25 protein-coding genes and 3 tRNA genes are annotated in these 20,609 nt (G+C 35.8%); 25 read left to right on the forward strand and 3 right to left on the reverse strand.

What is annotated here, in order from left to right; all coding sequences use genetic code 11:
- Window positions 1–55 precede the first annotated feature (55 nt).
- From ACY9Z2_RS09925 to ACY9Z2_RS09940, 4 genes are all read left to right on the forward strand, one after another.
- A tRNA-Gly gene (locus tag ACY9Z2_RS09925) sits at window positions 56–130 on the forward strand.
- An 11-nt stretch (window positions 131–141) separates the two neighbouring features.
- Window positions 142–215, forward strand: a tRNA-Cys gene (locus ACY9Z2_RS09930).
- 18 nt (window positions 216–233) lie between these two features.
- A tRNA-Leu gene (locus tag ACY9Z2_RS09935) sits at window positions 234–317 on the forward strand.
- Between the two features lie 264 nt (window positions 318–581).
- Entirely contained in the window at window positions 582–899 is a 318-nt protein-coding gene (locus tag ACY9Z2_RS09940) for a hypothetical protein (RefSeq protein ID WP_463609483.1), read from the forward strand.
- 123 nt (window positions 900–1,022) lie between these two features.
- On the opposite strand, the gene ACY9Z2_RS09945 is transcribed toward ACY9Z2_RS09940, so the two are convergent.
- On the reverse strand, window positions 1,023–3,332 hold the full coding sequence (locus ACY9Z2_RS09945; protein ID WP_463609484.1) for an ATP-dependent DNA helicase: 2,310 nt from the start codon (window positions 3,330–3,332) through the stop codon (window positions 1,023–1,025).
- Between the two features lie 262 nt (window positions 3,333–3,594).
- Here ACY9Z2_RS09945 and ACY9Z2_RS09950 point away from each other — a divergent pair, with 262 nt between their 5' ends.
- Together ACY9Z2_RS09950 and ACY9Z2_RS09955 are read left to right on the forward strand one after the other, a co-directional pair.
- Window positions 3,595–4,047 carry a hypothetical protein gene (locus tag ACY9Z2_RS09950; protein ID WP_463609485.1) on the forward strand — a complete coding sequence of 151 codons (453 nt, stop codon included), beginning with the start codon at window positions 3,595–3,597 and terminating at the stop codon, window positions 4,045–4,047.
- Between the two features lie 127 nt (window positions 4,048–4,174).
- Window positions 4,175–5,248, forward strand: a complete 1,074-nt coding sequence (locus ACY9Z2_RS09955) for an aminoglycoside phosphotransferase family protein (protein WP_463609486.1) — start codon at window positions 4,175–4,177, stop codon at window positions 5,246–5,248.
- A 281-nt stretch (window positions 5,249–5,529) separates the two neighbouring features.
- On the opposite strand, the gene ACY9Z2_RS09960 is transcribed toward ACY9Z2_RS09955, so the two are convergent.
- On the reverse strand, window positions 5,530–5,751 hold the full coding sequence (locus tag ACY9Z2_RS09960) for a hypothetical protein (RefSeq protein WP_463609487.1): 222 nt from the start codon (window positions 5,749–5,751) through the stop codon (window positions 5,530–5,532).
- Between the two features lie 240 nt (window positions 5,752–5,991).
- Here ACY9Z2_RS09960 and ACY9Z2_RS09965 point away from each other — a divergent pair, with 240 nt between their 5' ends.
- The 5 genes from ACY9Z2_RS09965 to ACY9Z2_RS09985 all read left to right on the forward strand — a co-directional run bounded on the left by ACY9Z2_RS09965 (window position 5,992) and on the right by ACY9Z2_RS09985 (window position 7,756).
- Window positions 5,992–6,117, forward strand: coding sequence for a hypothetical protein (locus ACY9Z2_RS09965; protein ID WP_463609488.1), 126 nt, complete (start codon window positions 5,992–5,994; stop codon window positions 6,115–6,117).
- A 214-nt stretch (window positions 6,118–6,331) separates the two neighbouring features.
- The gene (locus ACY9Z2_RS09970; RefSeq protein WP_463609489.1) at window positions 6,332–6,688 is read left to right on the forward strand and encodes a glyoxalase superfamily protein; all 357 of its coding nucleotides are present in this window, start codon (window positions 6,332–6,334) and stop codon (window positions 6,686–6,688) included.
- Between the two features lie 149 nt (window positions 6,689–6,837).
- Window positions 6,838–7,089 carry a hypothetical protein gene (locus ACY9Z2_RS09975; RefSeq protein ID WP_463609490.1) on the forward strand — a complete coding sequence of 84 codons (252 nt, stop codon included), beginning with the start codon at window positions 6,838–6,840 and terminating at the stop codon, window positions 7,087–7,089.
- 129 nt (window positions 7,090–7,218) lie between these two features.
- Window positions 7,219–7,404, forward strand: coding sequence for a DUF4083 family protein (locus ACY9Z2_RS09980; RefSeq protein WP_463609491.1), 186 nt, complete (start codon window positions 7,219–7,221; stop codon window positions 7,402–7,404).
- A gap of 145 nt (window positions 7,405–7,549) precedes the next feature.
- Window positions 7,550–7,756 carry a hypothetical protein gene (locus ACY9Z2_RS09985; protein ID WP_463609492.1) on the forward strand — a complete coding sequence of 69 codons (207 nt, stop codon included), beginning with the start codon at window positions 7,550–7,552 and terminating at the stop codon, window positions 7,754–7,756.
- A gap of 306 nt (window positions 7,757–8,062) precedes the next feature.
- On the opposite strand, the gene ACY9Z2_RS09990 is transcribed toward ACY9Z2_RS09985, so the two are convergent.
- On the reverse strand, window positions 8,063–9,619 hold the full coding sequence (locus ACY9Z2_RS09990) for an ABC-F family ATP-binding cassette domain-containing protein (protein ID WP_463609493.1): 1,557 nt from the start codon (window positions 9,617–9,619) through the stop codon (window positions 8,063–8,065).
- 359 nt (window positions 9,620–9,978) lie between these two features.
- Here ACY9Z2_RS09990 and ACY9Z2_RS09995 point away from each other — a divergent pair, with 359 nt between their 5' ends.
- From ACY9Z2_RS09995 to ACY9Z2_RS10060, 14 genes are all read left to right on the forward strand, one after another.
- Window positions 9,979–10,680: a DUF4145 domain-containing protein gene (locus ACY9Z2_RS09995; protein WP_463609494.1), complete on the forward strand. Its 702-nt coding sequence runs from the start codon at window positions 9,979–9,981 to the stop codon at window positions 10,678–10,680.
- Window positions 10,681–10,693: 13 nt separating this feature from the next.
- Entirely contained in the window at window positions 10,694–10,819 is a 126-nt protein-coding gene (locus tag ACY9Z2_RS10000; RefSeq protein ID WP_463609495.1) for a hypothetical protein, read from the forward strand.
- 329 nt (window positions 10,820–11,148) lie between these two features.
- Complete coding sequence (locus ACY9Z2_RS10005; protein ID WP_463609496.1) at window positions 11,149–11,841, forward strand: helix-turn-helix domain-containing protein; 693 nt, start codon at window positions 11,149–11,151, stop codon at window positions 11,839–11,841.
- Entirely contained in the window at window positions 11,825–12,415 is a 591-nt protein-coding gene (locus ACY9Z2_RS10010; protein WP_463609497.1) for a PIN domain-containing protein, read from the forward strand. The genes ACY9Z2_RS10005 and ACY9Z2_RS10010 overlap by 17 nt, the downstream gene beginning before the upstream one ends.
- 562 nt (window positions 12,416–12,977) lie before the next feature.
- A complete protein-coding gene (locus tag ACY9Z2_RS10015; protein WP_463609498.1) occupies window positions 12,978–14,018 on the forward strand; it encodes a DUF3231 family protein in 1,041 nt (346 codons plus the stop codon).
- 243 nt (window positions 14,019–14,261) lie between these two features.
- Window positions 14,262–15,053, forward strand: coding sequence for a hypothetical protein (locus ACY9Z2_RS10020; RefSeq protein ID WP_463609499.1), 792 nt, complete (start codon window positions 14,262–14,264; stop codon window positions 15,051–15,053).
- A gap of 202 nt (window positions 15,054–15,255) precedes the next feature.
- Window positions 15,256–15,699, forward strand: coding sequence for a DUF3888 domain-containing protein (locus ACY9Z2_RS10025; protein ID WP_463609500.1), 444 nt, complete (start codon window positions 15,256–15,258; stop codon window positions 15,697–15,699).
- Between the two features lie 549 nt (window positions 15,700–16,248).
- On the forward strand, window positions 16,249–16,602 hold the full coding sequence (locus ACY9Z2_RS10030) for a YolC/YozM family protein (protein ID WP_463609501.1): 354 nt from the start codon (window positions 16,249–16,251) through the stop codon (window positions 16,600–16,602).
- Between the two features lie 277 nt (window positions 16,603–16,879).
- Complete coding sequence (locus ACY9Z2_RS10035) at window positions 16,880–17,083, forward strand: hypothetical protein (RefSeq protein ID WP_463609502.1); 204 nt, start codon at window positions 16,880–16,882, stop codon at window positions 17,081–17,083.
- A gap of 421 nt (window positions 17,084–17,504) precedes the next feature.
- Window positions 17,505–17,948 (forward strand): carboxymuconolactone decarboxylase family protein, encoded by a 444-nt coding sequence (locus ACY9Z2_RS10040; protein WP_463609503.1) that lies wholly within the window; start codon window positions 17,505–17,507, stop codon window positions 17,946–17,948.
- Between the two features lie 121 nt (window positions 17,949–18,069).
- Window positions 18,070–18,210 (forward strand): NUDIX hydrolase, encoded by a 141-nt coding sequence (locus ACY9Z2_RS10045; RefSeq protein WP_463609504.1) that lies wholly within the window; start codon window positions 18,070–18,072, stop codon window positions 18,208–18,210.
- A 3-nt stretch (window positions 18,211–18,213) separates the two neighbouring features.
- Window positions 18,214–18,723, forward strand: a complete 510-nt coding sequence (locus tag ACY9Z2_RS10050) for a GNAT family N-acetyltransferase (protein WP_463609505.1) — start codon at window positions 18,214–18,216, stop codon at window positions 18,721–18,723.
- A 323-nt stretch (window positions 18,724–19,046) separates the two neighbouring features.
- Complete coding sequence (locus ACY9Z2_RS10055) at window positions 19,047–19,736, forward strand: class I SAM-dependent DNA methyltransferase (protein WP_463609506.1); 690 nt, start codon at window positions 19,047–19,049, stop codon at window positions 19,734–19,736.
- A gap of 61 nt (window positions 19,737–19,797) precedes the next feature.
- Window positions 19,798–20,568, forward strand: a complete 771-nt coding sequence (locus ACY9Z2_RS10060) for a class I SAM-dependent methyltransferase (protein WP_463609507.1) — start codon at window positions 19,798–19,800, stop codon at window positions 20,566–20,568.
- Window positions 20,569–20,609 lie beyond the last annotated feature (41 nt).

Here is a 20,609-nt window from a genome sequence, read left to right on the forward strand (position 1 = left end):
CAGCGGGTTTTGATCCCGTCATTCCCAGGTTCGAATCCTGGTAGCCCAGCCATTTGCGGAAGTAGTTCAGTGGTAGAACATCACCTTGCCAAGGTGGGGGTCGCGGGTTCGAATCCCGTCTTCCGCTCCATGACTTCATCCGGCGGCATAGCCAAGTGGTAAGGCACAGGTCTGCAACACCTTTATCACCGGTTCGAATCCGGTTGCCGCCTCCAATATTATATTTTCTACATGCCAGTGTGGCGGAATTGGCAGACGCGCGGGACTCAAAATCCCGTTCCTTCACGGGAGTGTCGGTTCGACCCCGACCACTGGTATCAATTTTATACACGAGTTAAACTCTCGTAAAAAAAGACAGGAAAACTCCTGTCTTTTTTTGTTATACATCCTTAAAAAATTACTTACATATTTGTCCTTTTATCAGCTTTAACATACTATTATGGTAACTTAATCAATCTGCTAGTATTCCACAAATAAATTTCGACAAAACTAGGTAAGCTACAGTGGATCAAAAATCTAGATTAAACTTCTTTTCAAAAACAACAATGGTATATATAATAGATGTAATTGGAGGTGAGATAATGGAACAATCAGGAATAAAGGAAATATTAAATGCTTTGGAGCTTCATTCGAGACAAATTGACAAAAAGTTGCACCAATACTTTGAGCAAAATGATGAAAATATGGAAGGTCTTAACACAAGGTTTGAAGGACTTGAAAACAGGTTTGAAGGGCTTGAAAACAAAGTCAACAATCTTGAAAAGAAGATGGACAACCGGTTTGACCGACTTGAGAAAAAGTTTGATGGGCTGGATGTAAGCTTGAGGGAAACACAAGAAACAGTCGACTTTCTTTCTAGTAAATATGTACAGCATGAGAAAAAACTTCGCAATATCTAACACGTACTATCAAAGGAGTTCCCCAAAAAACAGCTCTATTATTTTAAATTCCCAAAATGCTATAGTTAAACTTAAAACACTACTAAGCTATTAGCATAGTAGTGTTTTATCAATAGTTAAAAATTAACGAGGTGATTGCCTCCAGTGCTGCCACTCATAAGGAAGCATTGCCTGATATTTCGGCTGGAGGAAGCGGTCGTCGATAAGTGCGATGGTACCACGGTCTGTGTCGGTGCGGATGAGTCGGCCGCCTGCTTGTAGCACTTTGTTCATGCCAGGGTAGACGTATGCGTAATCGTAGCCATGGTGTCCGTTAGCTTGGAAGTAATCTTTGATAATGTCACGTTCCAATCCGATTTGGGGAAGCCCTATGCCAACGATGATTACGCCTTGTAGCCGGTTTCCTTTCAGATCGACACCTTCGGAAAAAATACCGCCAAGAACAGCGAAACCAACGAGACGCTCTTGCTGATCATCTTTTTCCTCGAATGCTTCCAGAAACACTTCTTTATCAATCTCAGACATTTGTGCATGTTGTACAATCGTCTGCACTTCTGGTGCAGTTTCGGCAAATCGCTCATATACCATCTTCATATAGGTATAGGACGAGAAAAATACTAGAAAATTACCTTGCCGTTTTGCCAGCAAATCCGTAATAAAAGTGACCATCGGCTCTAGCGTGCGTTCTCTGTCACGAAACCTTGTCGATAGTGGCTGGATGATCACCTCAGCATTCTCCCGCTCAAAAGGGGAGGGGATAGACAGAACATAGTCCTCTTCCTGCCCTCCAAGTAAATCCATATAATAGCCTGCAGGCGTCAGCGTTGCCGAAAAGAATATTTTCGAGCGGAAGCCTTTCCCCATACGTTTGAGCTGATGGGATGGATCAAGGCAAAACAGTTTTAGCGCAATATCGTCGTCGTCGACTGTCACGTAGCTCGTGAATCGTTTATCATACAAATCCGCAATTTTTACAAATGACTGTGCCGCGAAATACGTATTCAATAACAACTCATCAGCATCACCGCCACGTGCCAACTCTTCTTCCGCATCGTAAGCAAATGCATCAACTGCACGAACAAGCTTTCCATCTAGTTCTTTTTCTGGCATCTGGTTCTCTTTCTTTTTATCTACCAGACGATCACTTACAGCTTTAGCCGATTTGGCAATAACCTCTTTACTTCCTTTATATTCCTTATACAAGGCAAGAAAGTCCGCTTTATTCACTGTTGCAGAATACATCTCCCGCGCACGGTCTACCAGGTTATGCGCTTCATCTATTAGCAGTGCTGTCTTTTTCCTCTGTTCTTCAAACAGGCGCTGCAAGGAAACTCTTGGATCGAAAATATAATTATAATCACAGATAACGACATCCGCGGCATACGCTAGATCCAATGAAAATTCAAACGGACAAACCGTGTGCTTGCGGGCATACGCTTCGATCACGGGCCTTGTTAGTAGGGATTCGTGTTGCAAAATATCCAAAACAGCTCCGTTGATGCGGTCATAATAGCCATTAGCAAATGGACATTCCGCTTTATCACAGTTCACTTCATTCTGAAAACAAATCTTTTGCTTGGCTGTAATCGTCACGACCGTTAATTGAAGTCCTTTTTCCTGCAGAATCCGGAACGTTTCTTCAGCTGCAGTACGCGTGATTGTCTTGGCGGTCAAATAAAAAATTCGCTCCAGATGTCCTTCGCTAATCGCTTTTACAGCGGGGAAAACAGTTGAAATGGTTTTGCCGATGCCAGTCGATGCTTTGGCAAACAGTGTTTTTTTCTCTTGAATTGTTTTAAATACAGCACCAGCAAGTTTACGCTGACCCTCGCGGTAATTACTAAAAGGAAACGCCAAGTCTTTTGTGCTGGCATTCCTTTTTTCCAAAAGTTCCATGCGCAATTTTGCATAAGGCGTATATTGGGAAATCATATCCATCATGAAGTCAGCCAATTCTTGCCGCGTCATGTTTCGTTGGAACCTTTTTTGTTGTTCCGACTGAACGTGTACATATGTCAGTTGGATCGTGATGTTTTCTAGCTTGTTATCCGTCGTATAGATATAACCGTAAACACAGGCCTGGGCCCAGTGCACGGGATACGTTTCCTCCGTGATCAGGTCCAATGGTCCGGATGTCGATTTGATTTCATCAATAACAATGGAAGAACCGTCGTCATTTTTCAGCAGGCCATCACAGCGCCCGTCTATTTGAAAGGTGATATCTTCCGAGGTAATCTCCGTCTGCAAATAGACTTCTTTCTGATCGTTCTTCCCATAGGTTTTCTGGATTTTTTGATGTGCTTTGGTGCCATCTACCAGTGGTGTCGTCGAACGAAATCCTGTTTCGATACTGCCACTTCGAAATACATATTCCACAAGTCCTCTGGCAGACAGATGGAGGTGTTTCGCACTTTCTGTTTTTGGTTTATTCATATTGAAATTCATTCCCCAATCTATGTAAAGGGTAGTATGTGATTTTTCATTTTTTATAACTTATGGTAGACCTTATAAGATTCGCTATTAAGGAAGAGGTAAATGCCGAGTTTTTCTAAAAAGTGAGTTATCATTCGTGCCTGAAATTTTTCCTATTTCAAGTATAATATGTTTAGAGATATTTTTCACGTGAATGAGAACATTTGTTTCAAAGTCTGGAAAGAAAGTTAAATAAAGTAGTATAAGGAAAGAGGAATAGATGATGGTTTTTTTTCGCAAAAGGAAAGAGAAAAAGTGGTTTCATTATAAAGAAAAGTTAACGCACATAATGAATGAGGAGCTTGAATTGAAATCATGGTTGCAAGATATAATCATGTCGATCGTTGAAAAAGAAGAACAAAGACGTCCGAATGAGGAAATGGTAGTTTGGTTTAAAAACTGGGTGGATGAAGGTAGATTACCCAAGTTTTTAGAGGATGAGAAGTTACTAGCTGATATTTATTACAATCATACGAATTGGGTGGAAGAAACAGCGCAGTTTCATGTTGAAGTGCGGGATGCCGATGACGAAACGTTGGAGTCTTTAATTAACGGTTTTGGGGAACCGATGACAACCTTTACATTGAGCAATCAAAAAACCTACCTTGCCCTTTGGGGAGAAATTTTTAATGCGACCAGTCAGGTATTACCAGATCCTGGTAAAATTGATTGGTGATTTGACTGCTACCTGATAGCAACATTTATAAAAATAGGGGAATAAATTATCTAGATATTATGAAGAGCCTGCATAAACTCGGGTAACAGTTTGTTAGTTTCAAACTGTTTTAGAAGGGATAGTAAAAATGAAAAACAATGATCTCCATAATGCCATTAAAAAATTGAAAATAGAAAATGTAAAGATGAATCATATTTCAAGAATTGGTGAAGGTGCTTGGCACGATGTATACAGAATAGAGAGGGATTTTGAAGATGACATTGTGTTAAGAATAAAGAAGAAGAAAGCTTATGGTCAAATTCAAGAATATGATGAACTGGGCCTGATTACTGAATATGAATCTTCAAAAGCTTATTATCAACAGGCTAATCAGTGCTCTTTTGACATATGTCCCTCATTCTTTAAGTATTACATAGATGAAGCATTAGTATTTACAGTCGAAAGTTTTATGGGTGGGGGAAAAACACTTCAAAGTCTGACCAATTCTGAAGCATATACAATTGGAAAAAGGTTAGGTGAATTCTTTTTTGAAATGCATAGTAAAACCCCTGAAATAAAAGGGAGTGGTAATTTATTATGGAATGGTACACATCTTGAAGGTAATTTGCAACAAGACGCTGACCGAGTTTGGCAAAAGGATAACGATTTTTATGAGCGTGTCCTGAATAAATTAATTGCTACCGATTTAAAAATTGATAGAAACACAATAGTTGATAAGATACTAAACTTAATTGAAAACAGGCGAAATAAGCAACAAAATTTATCATTAGTAAATCAAGATGTAACGCCGGAAAACATCATCCTTAATCCGGATAACGTTTCTTTAGTTGATCCATTTCCAATGTTAGATTTCGATTTAAAATATGCTGGGTACTTTGTCTTTTGTTACAAATTTCTCCTTCCAGCTTATTCTACCGCACCAAGATACCGAAATAATGGTTATGATCAAAATAGTAACATTCTGAGTAAAATTGCAGATGGTTTTACTAATGGTTATATAGGTGATAATGAAAATTTGCTTAAATGTATAAAGAACGAATGTATCTTATGGACATTAGTAGAAACATATGACCACTATGAAATATTGAATAAGAATGAATTAAGCTATAAGACTATACAGCAAATGGGAAGTAAGAATATTATTAATAAAAGACTAACATTATGTTTAAAAGAGTTAGAAAATTTGTGTTCTACTATATAATCTGATTTGAATCCTACAGTTCAAATAGAAAGTCATTACCTCACCCTAATGAAGTGGCTAAAAAACTGGGGCTAAGTTGTCACTGCAGATGGCGGTTGGATGACTGGTTTTTAAACTTTTAGGCATGAATTATTTCCCTTAAGCCCTATGCCTTTGATTATACCCCGAAACAAAAAAACGTTGGATTCCTATTTAGTGGAATCCAACAATACCATGGCCTACTAAGCCATCATGTCTAGGAAAGGGGTAATTTAGCCAAATAATAGGTTTGGACAAATTGATTAATAATAGTAGCGTCGACATTTATTACATTTACAGCAACATCTTTTATTTTCATCTTCAGCAGCCAGTACTCGATTGTCTATACAGCGATTTACCGCACGGCAAAAATCCTCACCATCAATATATGAACGTACTGGAACCCTAAAGTCATAAGCCCCGGCAACGTCATTACAGTGACCTCTACGAGCACCTGCTACATTATTGTTTCGATAGCATCCCATAATAATCCTATCTCCTTTTCAATTAAATTGATCTTACGCTTTATACTACGTAAATAACAACAAGTTGCGTAATGAAATCTACTAGTTTATATCAAAAATATGCTAAGTGCTATGAATGATATAACTAGATGAGATGGTAAGGATAGTGAACCTGTCTCTATGATCCTCCTGGTTAAATAACAGAAGTAATATACCAAAAAACACGACTATATTGTTTCTGCGCAGGCGTTGGTGCTTTAATTGAAAAAGGTCTTCAACGATCAAGAGTACGGTAAGGCTGTGAAAGCCTCAGTTGAGGAAATGCAAATAGCTGTAATCGTTGCTTGTACAACGGTTGTCATGGTTAGTACAATTAATACTAATTGATATGCATAAGGGATATAGAGTTTATCAACGAAGTCTGAATTAAATCTTAATTATATTCTTCCGCAAAAGGTGCCTATCTTGAATAAGGTAGGTGTCTTATTTTTGTGAAAAACATTGAACTGGATTAATTGTTTTGGAATAATTGGTATTAGCAATAGGGTAGGATAATCCAGTTCATTGATTGGTAGTAAGACTTATATGAGGAGGCGTTCATTTGCAAAATGTGATTCCTGCATTACGCATAACTGATTATGCAGAAAGTAAAGCATTCTATGTGGAGGGGATGGGTTTTCAAATTGATTGGGAACACCGATTTGAACCGCAATTTCCTATTTTTGTTCAGATCAGCAAGGATGAATTGACTATTTATTTGACTGAACATACTGGAGATTGTCAGGTAGGTGGATTAGTCCACTTTTTTGTTCCCGATGTTGATAACTGGTACAGGAAATTAAAGAGCAAAAGAGAAATTCATAATATAGAACCCCCAAATGAGGACATCGAAGGGCTTCGCATGATGACAATCGTAGATCCTGATGAAAATCAATTACGCATATGTACTCGTTTATAAAAAGCTGATTGAGCTAATAGAGATCTTTTTGCAATAAGTGTAAAGCGCAGGTACTGGAAACTGAACTTTCGTTATAGGTCACATTTCTTGATTAAATAATCTTATTATTACTGTGAAATCGTATTATTGAAAAAAGGGAGTAAGATTTTTTGAAAGTATTACGAAAAATAAATTTAATCATTGTAATAGGAATCTTGTGTACAATTTTTTACCATTATTTTATTGATAGTATCGACTTGTCGATGACTGTAATCTATCCCTTTACAGCTTTAGTGTTTTTACAACTCGGAATAGAAAACGTTAAAGAGAAAGACGGTGACAAGAAACTCGGCTATGCCTACTTAATTGTTGCATTGACCTCTTTTAGTGTGCTGACATGGGAGTTATTTAAAATCCTTTAATTAATCAGGGCTGAACTTTATTTCACATTTAAATTTAATTGAATTTTTATTGCGTTATCGAACGCGAATGGAATAATAAAAGGACCAGCATTAGATAAAAGAGGCAAATCGCAAAAAGGAGAATTTATTATGTTGATAGCAGCTGTAGGTGGTATACACATAGGTGATTTGATCATTCAATTGATTTTTTTCTTGATTATAATTGGTCTTTCGATAGGAGTAGTATTACTGATTGTAATGTTAAGCAAAAAAAATAAACGAATGGATCGAATTGAAGAAAAGGTAGATAAGTTACTATCGAAGGAAGAAAAATAGAAGCGTGTGTATCTGTTAAGTAATACCAGCCAATACCACGGAACTTTATACCGCAATCGGGCGCAATTGTTGCATAACCACTATAACCGAATGAATCCAGATTGTTGAATGATTCTGGAAAGGTTTCTAGGAAGGTAGGAATAATATGGATGAAAGGTTAGAATCATTTCTGTACGGAATTTTAGGTGTAATTGTAGGAATATCAATTGTTAGTCTCATAAAAGATGGGGAAATTGATTGGAATCAAATTGGTTATACGCTTGGAATATCCTTTTTAATATTATTTTTTATCTTGGGATTCAGTTTGTATAAAAAAACAGGTAATGTTATTTCTTCTGCAATCTGGCGGTAGAGTAGAATAAAAATTATAAGTGAGGAGAAGCAATCTTCTTGATGGTCTCTTTTGCAAGTCTGATTGTAAACAATTCTGTCAAATCAAAAAAATAACCACCTTATGTTAGCTTTGAAGAGCACTTAGGGTAGTTATTTTATCTCTATACATGAGCCGCCCCTTTTAAGGGCTATTGCACTCAAGCTGAATGGTGTTAGTTGCACCGTTCAGTTTTATTAATTGTACTTCCAGTATATCTAATTCTTACTATTTTTGTTAAACAATTTACTCAATCATTAAAACTTGCCGAAAAACCCAATCCTCTATCTAAAAAACTCTAGTTGTCCAATCCTCACAATTCCAAACGTCTGTGACGATGTCTTGATAAAAGTCAGGCTCGTGTGATATTAGCAAGACACTGCCATTGTACTCTTTCAATGCATGTTTGAGTTCTGCTTTTGCGTCAACGTCCAGGTGGTTGGTTGGCTCATCAAGTATGAGTAAATTAGTCTCTTTGTTCAATAATTTACACAGGCGGACTTTTGCTTTTTCGCCTCCGCTCAATACGCGAACTTTACTTTCAATATGCTTCTTGGTGAGGCCACATTGGGCTAAGGAACGACGCACTTCTTGTTGTGTGAAGTGGGGGAAATCTTCCCATACTTCTTCAATACACGTTCTGTTGGTTGTTTCTTTTAATTCTTGTTCAAAATAACCGATGTGAAGGTGCTCGCCTAGTTTGACTGAACCAGAAACCGGCTTAATTTCTCCAAGAATACTTCGTAATAGGGTGGTTTTCCCGATTCCGTTCGCACCTGATAATGCTAACTTTTGGCCACGTTCCATGACCAGGTTAAGTTCTCTTGATAGTGGCTCCTCATATCCGATGACGAGGTCGTTTGTCTCGAACAAATACCTTCCAGCTGTCCGTGCTTCATGGAAATGAAATTTGGGTTTCGGTTTTTCTGAATCTAATTCGATGACATCCATCTTATCCAGCTTCTTTTGACGTGACATCGCCATTCTGCTCGTTGCCGCATTCGCTTTATTTTTTGCAACGAAGGTTTTCAAACTGGCGATTTCCTTTTGTTGCTTCTTAAATGCCGATTCAAGTTGTTGTTTTTTCATATCATAAACACGAAGAAATTCATTATAATCCCCTGGGTAACGGGTGAGTTCTTGGTTCTCCATATGATAGATCAAATTGACGACGCTATTTAGAAACGGTATGTCATGTGAGATCAGAATGAATGCATTTTCGTATTCTAGTAAATATTTCTTTAACCATTCGATATGTTCTACATCAAGGTAGTTAGTTGGTTCATCGAGCAGCAAAATATCAGGTTTCTCTAAAAGGAGTTTGGCAAGTAGGACTTTCGTGCGTTGCCCACCACTCAAATCGTGAACATCACGCTCTAAACCAATTTCATCCAGACCAAGTCCATTGGCAACCTCGTCAACTTTAGCATCGATGGTGTAAAAGTCATTGTTTGTTAAGGTATCTTGAAGCCGACCAGTTTCTTCCAGTAATTCTTCCAGTTCCTCTGGCCCAACTTCCCCCATTTTCGCAAAAAGTTCGTTCATTTCTGTTTCTATGTCAAATAGATATTTAAAAGCCGTCCGGAGTACATCGCGCATTGTCATGCCCTTGCTAAGATCGGCATGCTGGTCTAAGTAACCGATGCGTACGTTTTTAGCCCACGTGATCGTTCCCGCATCAGGCTCCAATTTCCCCGTAATGATATTCATAAAAGAGGACTTACCTTCACCATTAGCACCTATAAGCCCAATATGTTCACCCTTTAATAAACGAAAAGAAACATCCTCAAAAATAGCCCGATCACCGAAGCCATGGGTCAAATCTTTCACTGTTAGTAAGCTCATGTAAAACACCTTTTCTTTCGATAAGTTTCGCTTATCTATTATAAAGGTCTTTGGTGAAAAGTGATAGTAGGGAGGGGGTGATTCACCTTATATTTATTGTTTGTTCACTCTTGTCCTTACTACCAGTGGAATCCTAATATCTTCACAAACTTCAAGAACGGGATCAAGAAGGACAATAAAATGTTAGCGGCTATTTACCGATTACCGTAAAGGAATATGAAGCTAATGCCATGTTGAAAGGTTATAGAAATTAGTAAAAACAAATCTTGAAGAGCTTCTAAAGTAAGGCATATTTTTTATGTTACAAATACGACTGTCGTTCAAATATGAACATTGTAACATTTTTGATAGAATAGGAGATGAGAATTAATGATTATGGGGGTGTTAATATTACAAGAACGATAACTTACGGAGGAATTGTCCACCAAAAAAGTAGTCTTCAAGTAGATTCATATCCGAGTTATTGTGGATTATGCCATAAAAGCGTAGATCCCACTTTTATTGGTACGAATTTGATAAACATTTCAGTTATTCCCAGTAAAATAGAGGCAGCTTTCCAATGTACCAATAGTGAATGCAACAGTATTATTATAGGTTATTACAGGAGAGAATCAGTTAATAAAAGTTATAGCTTAATCGATTTTGCCCCAGTAGAACCAATAGAAAAAGAATTCCATGAAGAAATAGTTAAATTATCTCCTAACTTTATTGAGATATATAATCAATCATTTTATTCAGAGCAAAATAAACTACAGCTAATATCAGGAATCGGATATCGTAAGGCATTAGAATTTTTAGTCAAAGATTACTTGATATTTCTTAACCCAGATGATGAAGATAATATTCTTAATAAACCTCTTGGTCAATGTATCAATATGATTGATCACGAAAAGATTAAAGAGATTTCTAAAAGAGCAGTTTGGATTGGAAACGACGAAGCACATTACGTTAGAAAATGGGCTAATAAAGATGTTGAAGATTTAAAAAAGCTAATAGAAGTAACAGTTTTTTATATTACTATGGAATTAACCACAAGCAGGTATTTAGAAGAAATGCCTTAGAGTTTTTTTTAGAATGGCAACTAATAACACTTGTAAAAGTGTCGAGATACAAGAGGTAATAAAAGTTATTGTAACAGAAGGAGCGGGGTTATCTGATAAAGTTCCATACAAAGAAGTAACCCAATATTGGTCAAAATGATGGGAGCTGCTAAAAGATTAGTAGAGCCCTAAACTGTCCCCCTATAGAGTAGACACATAAAAAAAGTCTACCTATAGGCTCTTTTTTTATGTATTTAACCCACACAGAGATAAAACAGAACTTAATCTGAAGGGGGAATTGAAAATGAATAAGGAGCGATTAGAATGGTTGATTTAGCTTGGAACATTTAGAAGCTGCACGTATGTATTTTTTTATTAGTTTGTTCTAATAGGCTGTTATTATTTTTATTTAGTTATTTGTTAACCTTGTTGCGTTTGTTGATTATGTTGAATGGGGTGGGGTATAATAAATACAGGAGGTGAGATGCCATGACACACATTGTAAACCATGAACAAGATAAAATGTGGGAAGGTATTCATACGTTAGCTAAGATTGATGTAGAGCAAGCAAGATCGGTATTCAAGGCTGTTATTGAACGATCGCTACAGCAATTGGGTTTACGTACCCCTGTAATAGCTCAGATACATCTATCACTACCGAGCACAGATGATCTAATTCAACTTCAAAGCATCGATAAAAGTATGCGAAACGCTTTTTCGAATCAAGATGAGGAAAAAACCTACGAATTGTTAGTGGACTACATTGAATACCTCAGTCTGGTAGTGGACGATGACTCTCGTTCCATTCGAAAAAAATTGCTAGCCTCTTTGCTACTAGAAAGACATACAGTAAAGGAGTACCCTGAAATGTATCGTTTATCTACTATGAAGACAGCAGCCGTTAAACAAAATGTATCACTAAATCCTACTGTTCAAATAGAAAGCCACTACTTCACACCTAGTGAAGTGGCTAAAAAATTGGGGCTAAGTGGCCAAACCGTTCGAAGACTTTGTGATAAGGGGAAATTTGAAGGAGCCTATAAAACGGATGGTGGTCATTGGAAAATTCCCCAAGATGCTTTTATTACCACAAATGAACAAGATAAAAAAGCAGAATCTGTATTGAGGAATATTGATGCAAAAAATCAGGAAGCGGGGGAAGTTGATGAATTTGATTTATGACTCCCCATATCCGAAAAAAGTGTTCATTGATACAACTGTACTATGTGGCGCTTTACGGGTTGATGGTGTCAATAGAAAAATTCTTAAATCGGCTCGTTTTCCAAAATTGTTTCAACCTGTAATATCACGAGTTTGTTTGTTTGAATTCATTCGAAATGCTTCAAAAGGTCTTGGAAAAGGAAAAAATATGGTTATTTATAGCCAAGAAGAAATTGAAGCATTTCTGAATGAATTTTTATATCCTATTTTCGATCATTATTTACATCTTCCAGTTAATAGTTTAATAGGAAGATACAGTGTGGAAACTATTATTCGTGAGCATCTCCCTATTGGGGAAGTATTAGTAGAATTAAGCGGTTGTAACCATGAAGTTGCTCAAGAAATTGCATCAACTCAAGAAATGTCTGAACCACTAGGACGATTTGATCAAGACGACTTTCACGTGTGGATTACAGCTATAAAAGAAGAATGTGATTACATATTAACAACCAATCATCGTCGTTTCCCATTACTAATCGGAAATATTCAACGTATTCATCCAAGTGACTTTTATAAACACTTATTAATTCCTTAACCTATGTATTAAAGGAAAATCTAGCACAAACAAGAAGTGGACTTATCTAGATATAGTGTAGAAGAATTATCTGTTCTAAGTAGTCTTAGAAAAGTTTAATCAGTTGAGAAGAAAAATATTCGTGACTTATGCACGAGGAAATCGCCTTCCAAGCAACAACTGGAGGAGAAACCGTTCCATATAAATTAGCGAAAGAAATTTATTATTTATAGAGGGACAATAGGAACATGTCCGCTTGTCCCATTAGATACAAAGAGAAGGACTTCCCCAAAAGCTTACTGGTAGTCCTTCTCTTTTTGTTAAAATACTCTAGTTGTCCAATCTTCACAATTCCAAACGTATGTGACGATGTCTTGATAAAACTCTGGCTCGTGTGATATTAGCAAGACACTACCATTATATTCTTTCAATGCAGTTTTACATATCCATTATTCCAACCGTGATCTACTTCAGATTGTGGAAAAAATCCTGTGTAATTTTTGTAAGCGTGAATAATAAATGGGGTAATTACCATCTTACTAGTATGAAGAGATATGGCGATCGTAAGGAGAGAACTTATAAAATGACAAGTACGAATAGTGATGAAAAAGAAATAAAGGAACATAATATTCCACTAACTGCGGCGGAAATGGGTTTTCTTTGGACGCAATATATAAACGATAGTTTAGCTATTTGTGTCAATAAATATTTCAAAAACATTTGCGAAGATGAAGAAATTCTTCCTATTATTGAGAATTCATTAAGTATAGGAGAGAATAACAGAATAATTATTACGGATATTTTTACTAATGAAAATTTCCCTTTACCAGTAGGATTTACAGACCAAGACGTAAATGTGAACGCACCGAGGTTGTTTTCAGATGTATTTATCCTTTGGTACATACAAAAATTGCAGGTAATTGCAATAGCAGCTATTGGCATAGCTATAGGCCTTTCTGCACGTTCAGACGTAAGTAAATTTTTTCAAGACTTACTTGCTTCATCATCTGATTTACATGATAAAACAAGAAAGCTTTTATTATCAAAAGGGGTATATGTCCGTCCACCACAAATAGCACATCCTAAAAGCGTTGATTTTGTGGAAAAACAGGGATTCTTATTTGATTTTTTGGGAAAACATAAACGACCTTTATCGGTAATTGAAGCTACACAACTTTTTATGAACAACCAAACGAATGCAATGGGTAAAGCAATGATGATGGGGTTTGCACAAGTCTGTAAAAATGAAGATGTAAGAAAATATATTATACGAGGAAAAGAAATCGCACATAAACATATGAAGAAATTTGGTTCCATTCTAGTTGACAACGACCTTCCCGCACCCATGAGCTGGGATGGAGCTGTTATGAATAGCACCGTTGCCCCTTTTTCAGATAAATTAATGCTGTTTCATACTACTTTCCTAATTGGTATTGGAATAGGAAATTACGGAACCGCCGCGGGAACTAGTCAAAGAATGGATTTAAGTGCTACATATGTACGCCTTGCAGGTGAAATTGGTTTGTATGCGGAGGATGGGGCTAATCTTATGATTAAAAAAGGTTGGTTAGAACAACCACCGTTAACAACTGACCATAAGGGACTTGCGAAAAAGAGGAAGTAGCGGGTTAACATAAGGAATGCTGAAGAAGTTGAAACCGACAAATTAAATAACGTATACAAAAAGCTTTCTATTGAATTGTGAAGGAAGGAAATCTTAAAACAAATGATTATATACAATGATACAGAGACCAATAGATACGAGGCTTACATACAATGGTAAATAGAATAGAAGAACATTTTTTAGGATAATTGTACCTCTTTAGCGAATAATAACCCACATATTGATGTTAAGGAGGTAATATTCTTGAAGCAATCAGAACTACTAGGTAAATTAATTACCATTTTCGTAATTTTACTCGTAAGCATTAGCTCGGGTTTTAGTTCAACTGTTAGTGCAGCAGCAAAAGAAGATGCATTAAATGCTGTTATTCATTTTTTAAATGCCCAAAAGAATTGTAATGCCACTGAAATGATGAAAACCTCAGAGCATTCACAAAAAATAAGTAATATCAAAGAGTTCTATACTGGCTTTTGTAAAGAACATCCTTTAGAAAAGGCTAAAATTACTAACTTTAGTATGGTGAACGAGAATGTGGGTATAGTGTCTATTCAGTCCACTTATAATGATGTAATTCGTATTGGCACAATGCCTGTGGTTAATAAAAATGGACAGTGGAAAATTATCAGAGGTGTTGCAGGTTCTGGGTATGTTAAGTTTTTGGAAAACACAAACCAAAATTCGGAAGAAATTGCGATTCAAAAAGCAATCAATAATTTCTCAATGTCACTGAAATCAGGTGAACTAAATAAAGTGAAAAAAAATTTAAAACCATTGCCTGAAATGGATAGGAGCAAATTTGAAGGTTATCTTAGGGCACTAACTGAAGGACCAGCTCCAGAAGTTACTGCGCTTGGGGTAAGAATGTTATCTGATTCAGTGGCTATGGCTCAAATAGAAACCAAATATGATCACTTTAGTTCCACACAAAATCTTATCGTTTGTAAGGAAAATGAACAATGGAAGATTATTTTTGGCAGTCGTTTAGAGAATGCAGGCATTCCAAAAAGTGAAAAACCAGTAAAGGTAATAAAATAAAAGTGGTAGTAAATCAATATTTAGCTACCAGGCGCATATCCAAGGATAAGCGCCTATTTTTGTTTTAAAGTATATACTGAATAAATCTAAACAACCGGGCTCGATAATCTAATAAGAATCGTGCCATAAAAACCAATACTTGAATATCAAAAAACAAAAATGGAATACTAACCGGAAAATATGATATTTGAGGTGAAAATATATGCTGAAGAAGATTGTAGTATCCTTACTTGTTCCACTTATAATGCTGTCTAGCGGTGTCATGGTTAACGCAAAGGAGGATACTTCAGAAAAAGTTGATAAGTATTATTCAACTGAAGATATTTTATTGGCTCTGGTTGGTCCTAAGATACATCAAATTGTAAAAGATCAATATGGTAAAGAGATGATTGTCAATCCTCTCAATGTTATTGATGTTACCATGATTCAAAAAGTTGCCGATACAAAGGGGAAAGATGCTATTGAAGGTTGGTTCCAGTTGGACATGTTCATTTTAGTTGGTGACCCAAGTGAAGACCCGAAAATAGATAGAATAACCTTGAAAATAGATGCACCACATATAGGCGGAAGTGCCCCTCCACACCATTTAGTTAATGGTCAAATAGGTAATGTGGAAGTAGAATTAGTAAATTTTATAAAAGGTTAATTAAAGAGGTGTTACCCTTGAACAGTAGCACCCATAACTCTACGATAGGGCACACTTGTCAAAAAAACGCCCTTCTGAATTAAGCAAGATTGTGAAGTAATTGACTTAATTAGAATATAATAAGATTAACGCAGTAAGTCTACCTATGGGGATGGTAGTATGTTGCAAAAATATTTCTATGGTACATTAGCAATATTGGGTTTCATTGCTTTGTTCGTAGTTGATTTTACGATGTTTGTTCCACTAACCACAAACCCGATAATCGTTTCAGCCGTGGTATGTGTGTTCTACCTGTATCTTTTATATCTCATTATATTTCGAAAAATAGTTTAAGACAATCGAGTCCATTTCTGAAGGGAGAAATGGGCTCATTTTTTCATTTCTGACCCATATTGTGGTGTGGTATATGCTAAAATCGAAGTAAATAGGTTAATGTGATATAGCAATAAGATGGTGAAGTTGCGAAGTAAAAGTGGTTCCTATTTTGGTTCGTCGAACACATAATGAAATAATGCTTGTAATAAATAAACAAAAATGGAGGGTAGAAATATGAGTGTAAAGAGCAAGACTAGCATATTTGTTTTAGCGTGTGCTGTTATTGGGGTCGCAGCTTTTGGATATGGACAGACAAATTCGTATAAGTACAGTACGGGAGCAGTTGTTGATTCGCTATGGGATAATTATGAAGATGAAGTTCAAAGCACACAAGTGCCCAGTGAAGATTTCCCTGTTATTGACGTATCGGTATACGATAAAAAAGATATAACCGATGTTATAAATTATTTGGAAAGTAATTTATCCAAGAAAGATTTAGAACGATATAAGCTCAATGTATACCAGTATTCCTCAAACCCAATGGAATTTCGCGATAATGCACAAGAAAATTTAGATTCAGTCAGTTGATTTATTTCTAAGATAATTACGATGTTACTATTCTTCCAGAAAAGGCGCAAGAACGGAGCAATAATGTACCCTTATTAATTAATTGAATCCGATTGTTAGACAATAGAAAGTGATTATTTTAACCCAATTGATATAATTTTTGTAAAGAGAGGTGAATTTTCTGGGGAGGAAAAATCTGAAGATATTCACGAAAATTTCGTTCTTTACAGCTTTAGTTACAATTATTATCTTACCAACAACGTACATATACATATCATTAAGAACCTCGGATGATGGTGTGGAGCCTATCATATGTGTCTTTGCAAATCTAGCATTTTTTGTTTCCGTGTTTGGTATTCCTTTAAGCTTTGTTTCAATGTTCAGTAAAGAAAATTTAGCTAAAAGAATTTTTGCCTTAATTGTAAATTTATTACCTATGAGCCTTATTGTTTATGCTTTCCTTATGGAATTTATAAGAGAATTTTCAGAAACTCCACCTTAATGAAAAGAAACAAAATTCACGGGAAGCTCCTCAATTGAATCCTTCACGGACTTTGATATAAAGTGTAGTCTGCGGCGTCCGAGTGGAAGATATGGAGGAACCTCAAAAGTAAAGTAGGGTTATTTTATATGACGGAAATGTAACAGGGGAATTGTTCTATGGAGATGTATATAGCATGGGAATTGAGTTTTTAGCCCCAAGCTTGGTTAGTAAGATATTTAACTTAGTTATTCTAAATAGAGAATAATGTTCATCGCTCTTGCAATCGACTTCGTTTAACCATGTATCGGGAAAATGATTAGGGAAAACCACTAATACTACATTGTTACTCAATTGATACAGATTTGTGGAGCAAATCCGTATGTAAAGATTTCTTGTAAAGATATAATATTCTTATACTAAATCAAAGGAGTTTTGCTTTATGAGTCAAAGAGTTTCTTACTACGAAATTGCATCTGATGGTATGAAAATTATGATGGATATGGAAAAATACACAAAAACGACGACAATCGAACGAAAACTTCGTGAGCTTATTAAAATTCGTGTTTCCCAAATTAATGGCTGTGCATTTTGTTTGAATATGCATACAGCAGATGCACGAAAAATGGGTGAAACAGAACAAAGAATATACTGTGTTAATGCTTGGGGAGAGTGTGAATTTTATACAGAAGCAGAAAAAGTAGCCTTAGAGTTGGCAGAGCATATAACATTAATCCCGACAAAGCGTGTTCCAAATGAGCTCTATCAAAGAGTGCGTGAACACTATGATGAGAAACAGTATGTTGACCTTGTTCTGATAATCAATCAAATTAACAGTTGGAACAGAATTGCTATTTCAATGGGGAATATAGCAACTGAAAAGTAATTACTCTAAATTGTACTTTCAAAATTCAACAAACGGGCGCGATTATCTAATAAAAGATCGCGCCATTATTACTTATTAGGGCAATATCGTGGAAGAAAAATTTCAGTTTGGGGGAATATTAATGAAAAGTTGGTCAGGTCCAGCAGCAGTTTGTTTTAATGAAAATGATGAATTATTAATGGTAAGAACATTTGACTCGGATGAATGGGCGGTTCCTTCTGGAGGAATAGAAGCTGGTGAAACCCCAGAAAGGCTGGAATAAATCATGACAAAAAAAGAAGCACCGAAAATTCAAACAGAACGATTGGTTTTACGTCCGAGATCGGAAAAAGACATTCCCAATATGCTTAAAATGTTTAACAATGATGAAGTAAGAGAATTTCTTGGAATTAATCCCCCTCGTGATGAACACTCAATGTTAGAAATGGTTAGGAATCGTACTGAAACAAAATGGACTGTCGCATTAAAAGATACTGATGAATTTATCGGTGATGTAATGATTCCAGAAATAGCAGAAGGTTATCTTGGCGAAATTGGTTATCGCTTCATGAGGGAGCATTGGGGAGGCGGCTTTGCGTATGAAGCGGTTTCTGCGGTCATTGAGCATAGTAAAAGCACATTAAACCTTAAACGCCTATGCGCGACTATAGATAATAAAAATATGAAGTCAAAAAAGTTAATTGAAAGACTCGGATTTACTTTGGTAGCGGTGTTGCCTGAATCGCATTTACACGGCAGAGTTGCCGATGTAGCTTACTATTCTCGTAGAGTATAAGCATCCTTACGCTCTCTGAGAAAAATGAACAAACAAGTGAGTGTTAAATGGGGTATTTTTATGGTCAAGCGATATGATTTTAGTGAAGAGGATTAGGCGGGAAGATATTGAAAGAGTGATTAAACAACTAATAATAGATGGTGAATTTGAAAGAGTATTTAGTCGTTGTGAATTATAGGCTTGTTCCACTAACGGGCCATTATGTTGAACAATACATTAAAAAGTAACTCTGCTATTTATGCTAAGATATAGAAAAAGATTATATATACTGAAGTAGTAGGTTTATTTTTATTTAATAACCAAAATGAAAGGAAGATGGTTTAATGGTCTATCGTAATTCTGAATTTTACGATGATAAAATAGTTTTTGAAAAGTATATATCTCAAAGAAGAAGTGAAGACAATTTAAATGATTTGATTGAAAAGCCTGTTTTGGTAGAACTAATTGGTAATGTTAAAGGTAAGACAATTTTGGACTTAGGATGTGGTGATGGTGAAATTGGTTTTGACTTTTTAAATCAAGCTTGTTTAAGTTATACGGGTGTAGATGGTTCTCAGAATATGATAGATTTTGCAAACAATAACTTTGCTAACGTCAATAATGTAAAATTTGAAAGTTCAATGTTACAAGATTGGGATTTTCCAACGAAAAAATATGATTTGGTTATTTCAAGAATGAGTCTTCATTATCTATCGAACTTGTCTGAGTTATTCAAAAAGGTTTATGAATCCTTAGAAAACGGGGGGCAATTTATATTTTCAGTAGAACATCCTTTTTTCACATTTAATAATTACTCAAAAGATTATTATAACATTGGGGAGCAAGTATGCTATTGGCTTGAAAATAAAGTAGTAAAAAACCATAGAAAAATAGAAGATTACTTTAGTGATTTACAAGAGGCTGGTTTTAGTATTACTGGCCTACGTGAAAATCGTAATATGAATGAACTTAATGAACTCGAAGATAAAGAAAAGAAAATGCCTTTAGTTCTTTTTATGAAGGCGGAAAAATAATTTTATTGAACTATAACTGGATTATAAAAAACGACCATATGCGAAAATTAGGAGGCATTCAATGAAAAATTTATTTGGAAATGTTGCTAAAGATTTTATTAAATATCGTTCTGGTTACCCCAGTAAATTCTATAAGAAACTAGAAGACAATTACAATTTTGTGTTTCAAAACAAAAAAGTATTAGATATTGCTACATCCAATGGTTTGGCAGCTAGGGACTTAGCTGCCAAAGGATGTTTTGTAACTGGATTAGATAATTCTCCGGAGCTTATTGAAGAAGCCAAGAAAACAAATGATATTGAAAGATTAAACATAGATTATGTTATCGGGGACGTTACTAAATTGCCTTTTAGTGAAAGCTCCTTTGATATAATCACTGCAATCCATTGTTGGAAAGTCCTACCTAGTAATGAAACTAGCAAAGAAGTATTACGTGTTTTAAAAGAGGGTGGTAAGTTAATTATTGCTCAATTTGATCAACTATCTACAAAAAACAATATTGTATTTGAAACTGAGAAACTTGTTTCTAAATATAATCCTGCGTCGAGTCAAATGAACAGTTACGGTATTTACCCCCAATGGACAGAAGAAATTAATAATGTTGGTTTTTCAAATATTGAAACCTTTACATTTGATGTAACAATCACTTTTACTCCTGATGAATGGAGAGGGCGAATGAGAGCATCCACGGACATTGGAGGAAGTTTACCTCAGGAAAAGGTACTTGCTTTTGATCAGGAGTTAGCAAATCATTTAGAAAAACATTATACGGGAGAAATACTAGAAGTACCGCACCGAATGTTTTCTATTGTTTGTGAAAAAAATTCTTAATTTTGGACTAACCATAATGTTAGCAGTATTACTTAAACGGG

The sequence above is a fragment of the Virgibacillus sp. GM2-2 genome (genome assembly GCF_055329585.1).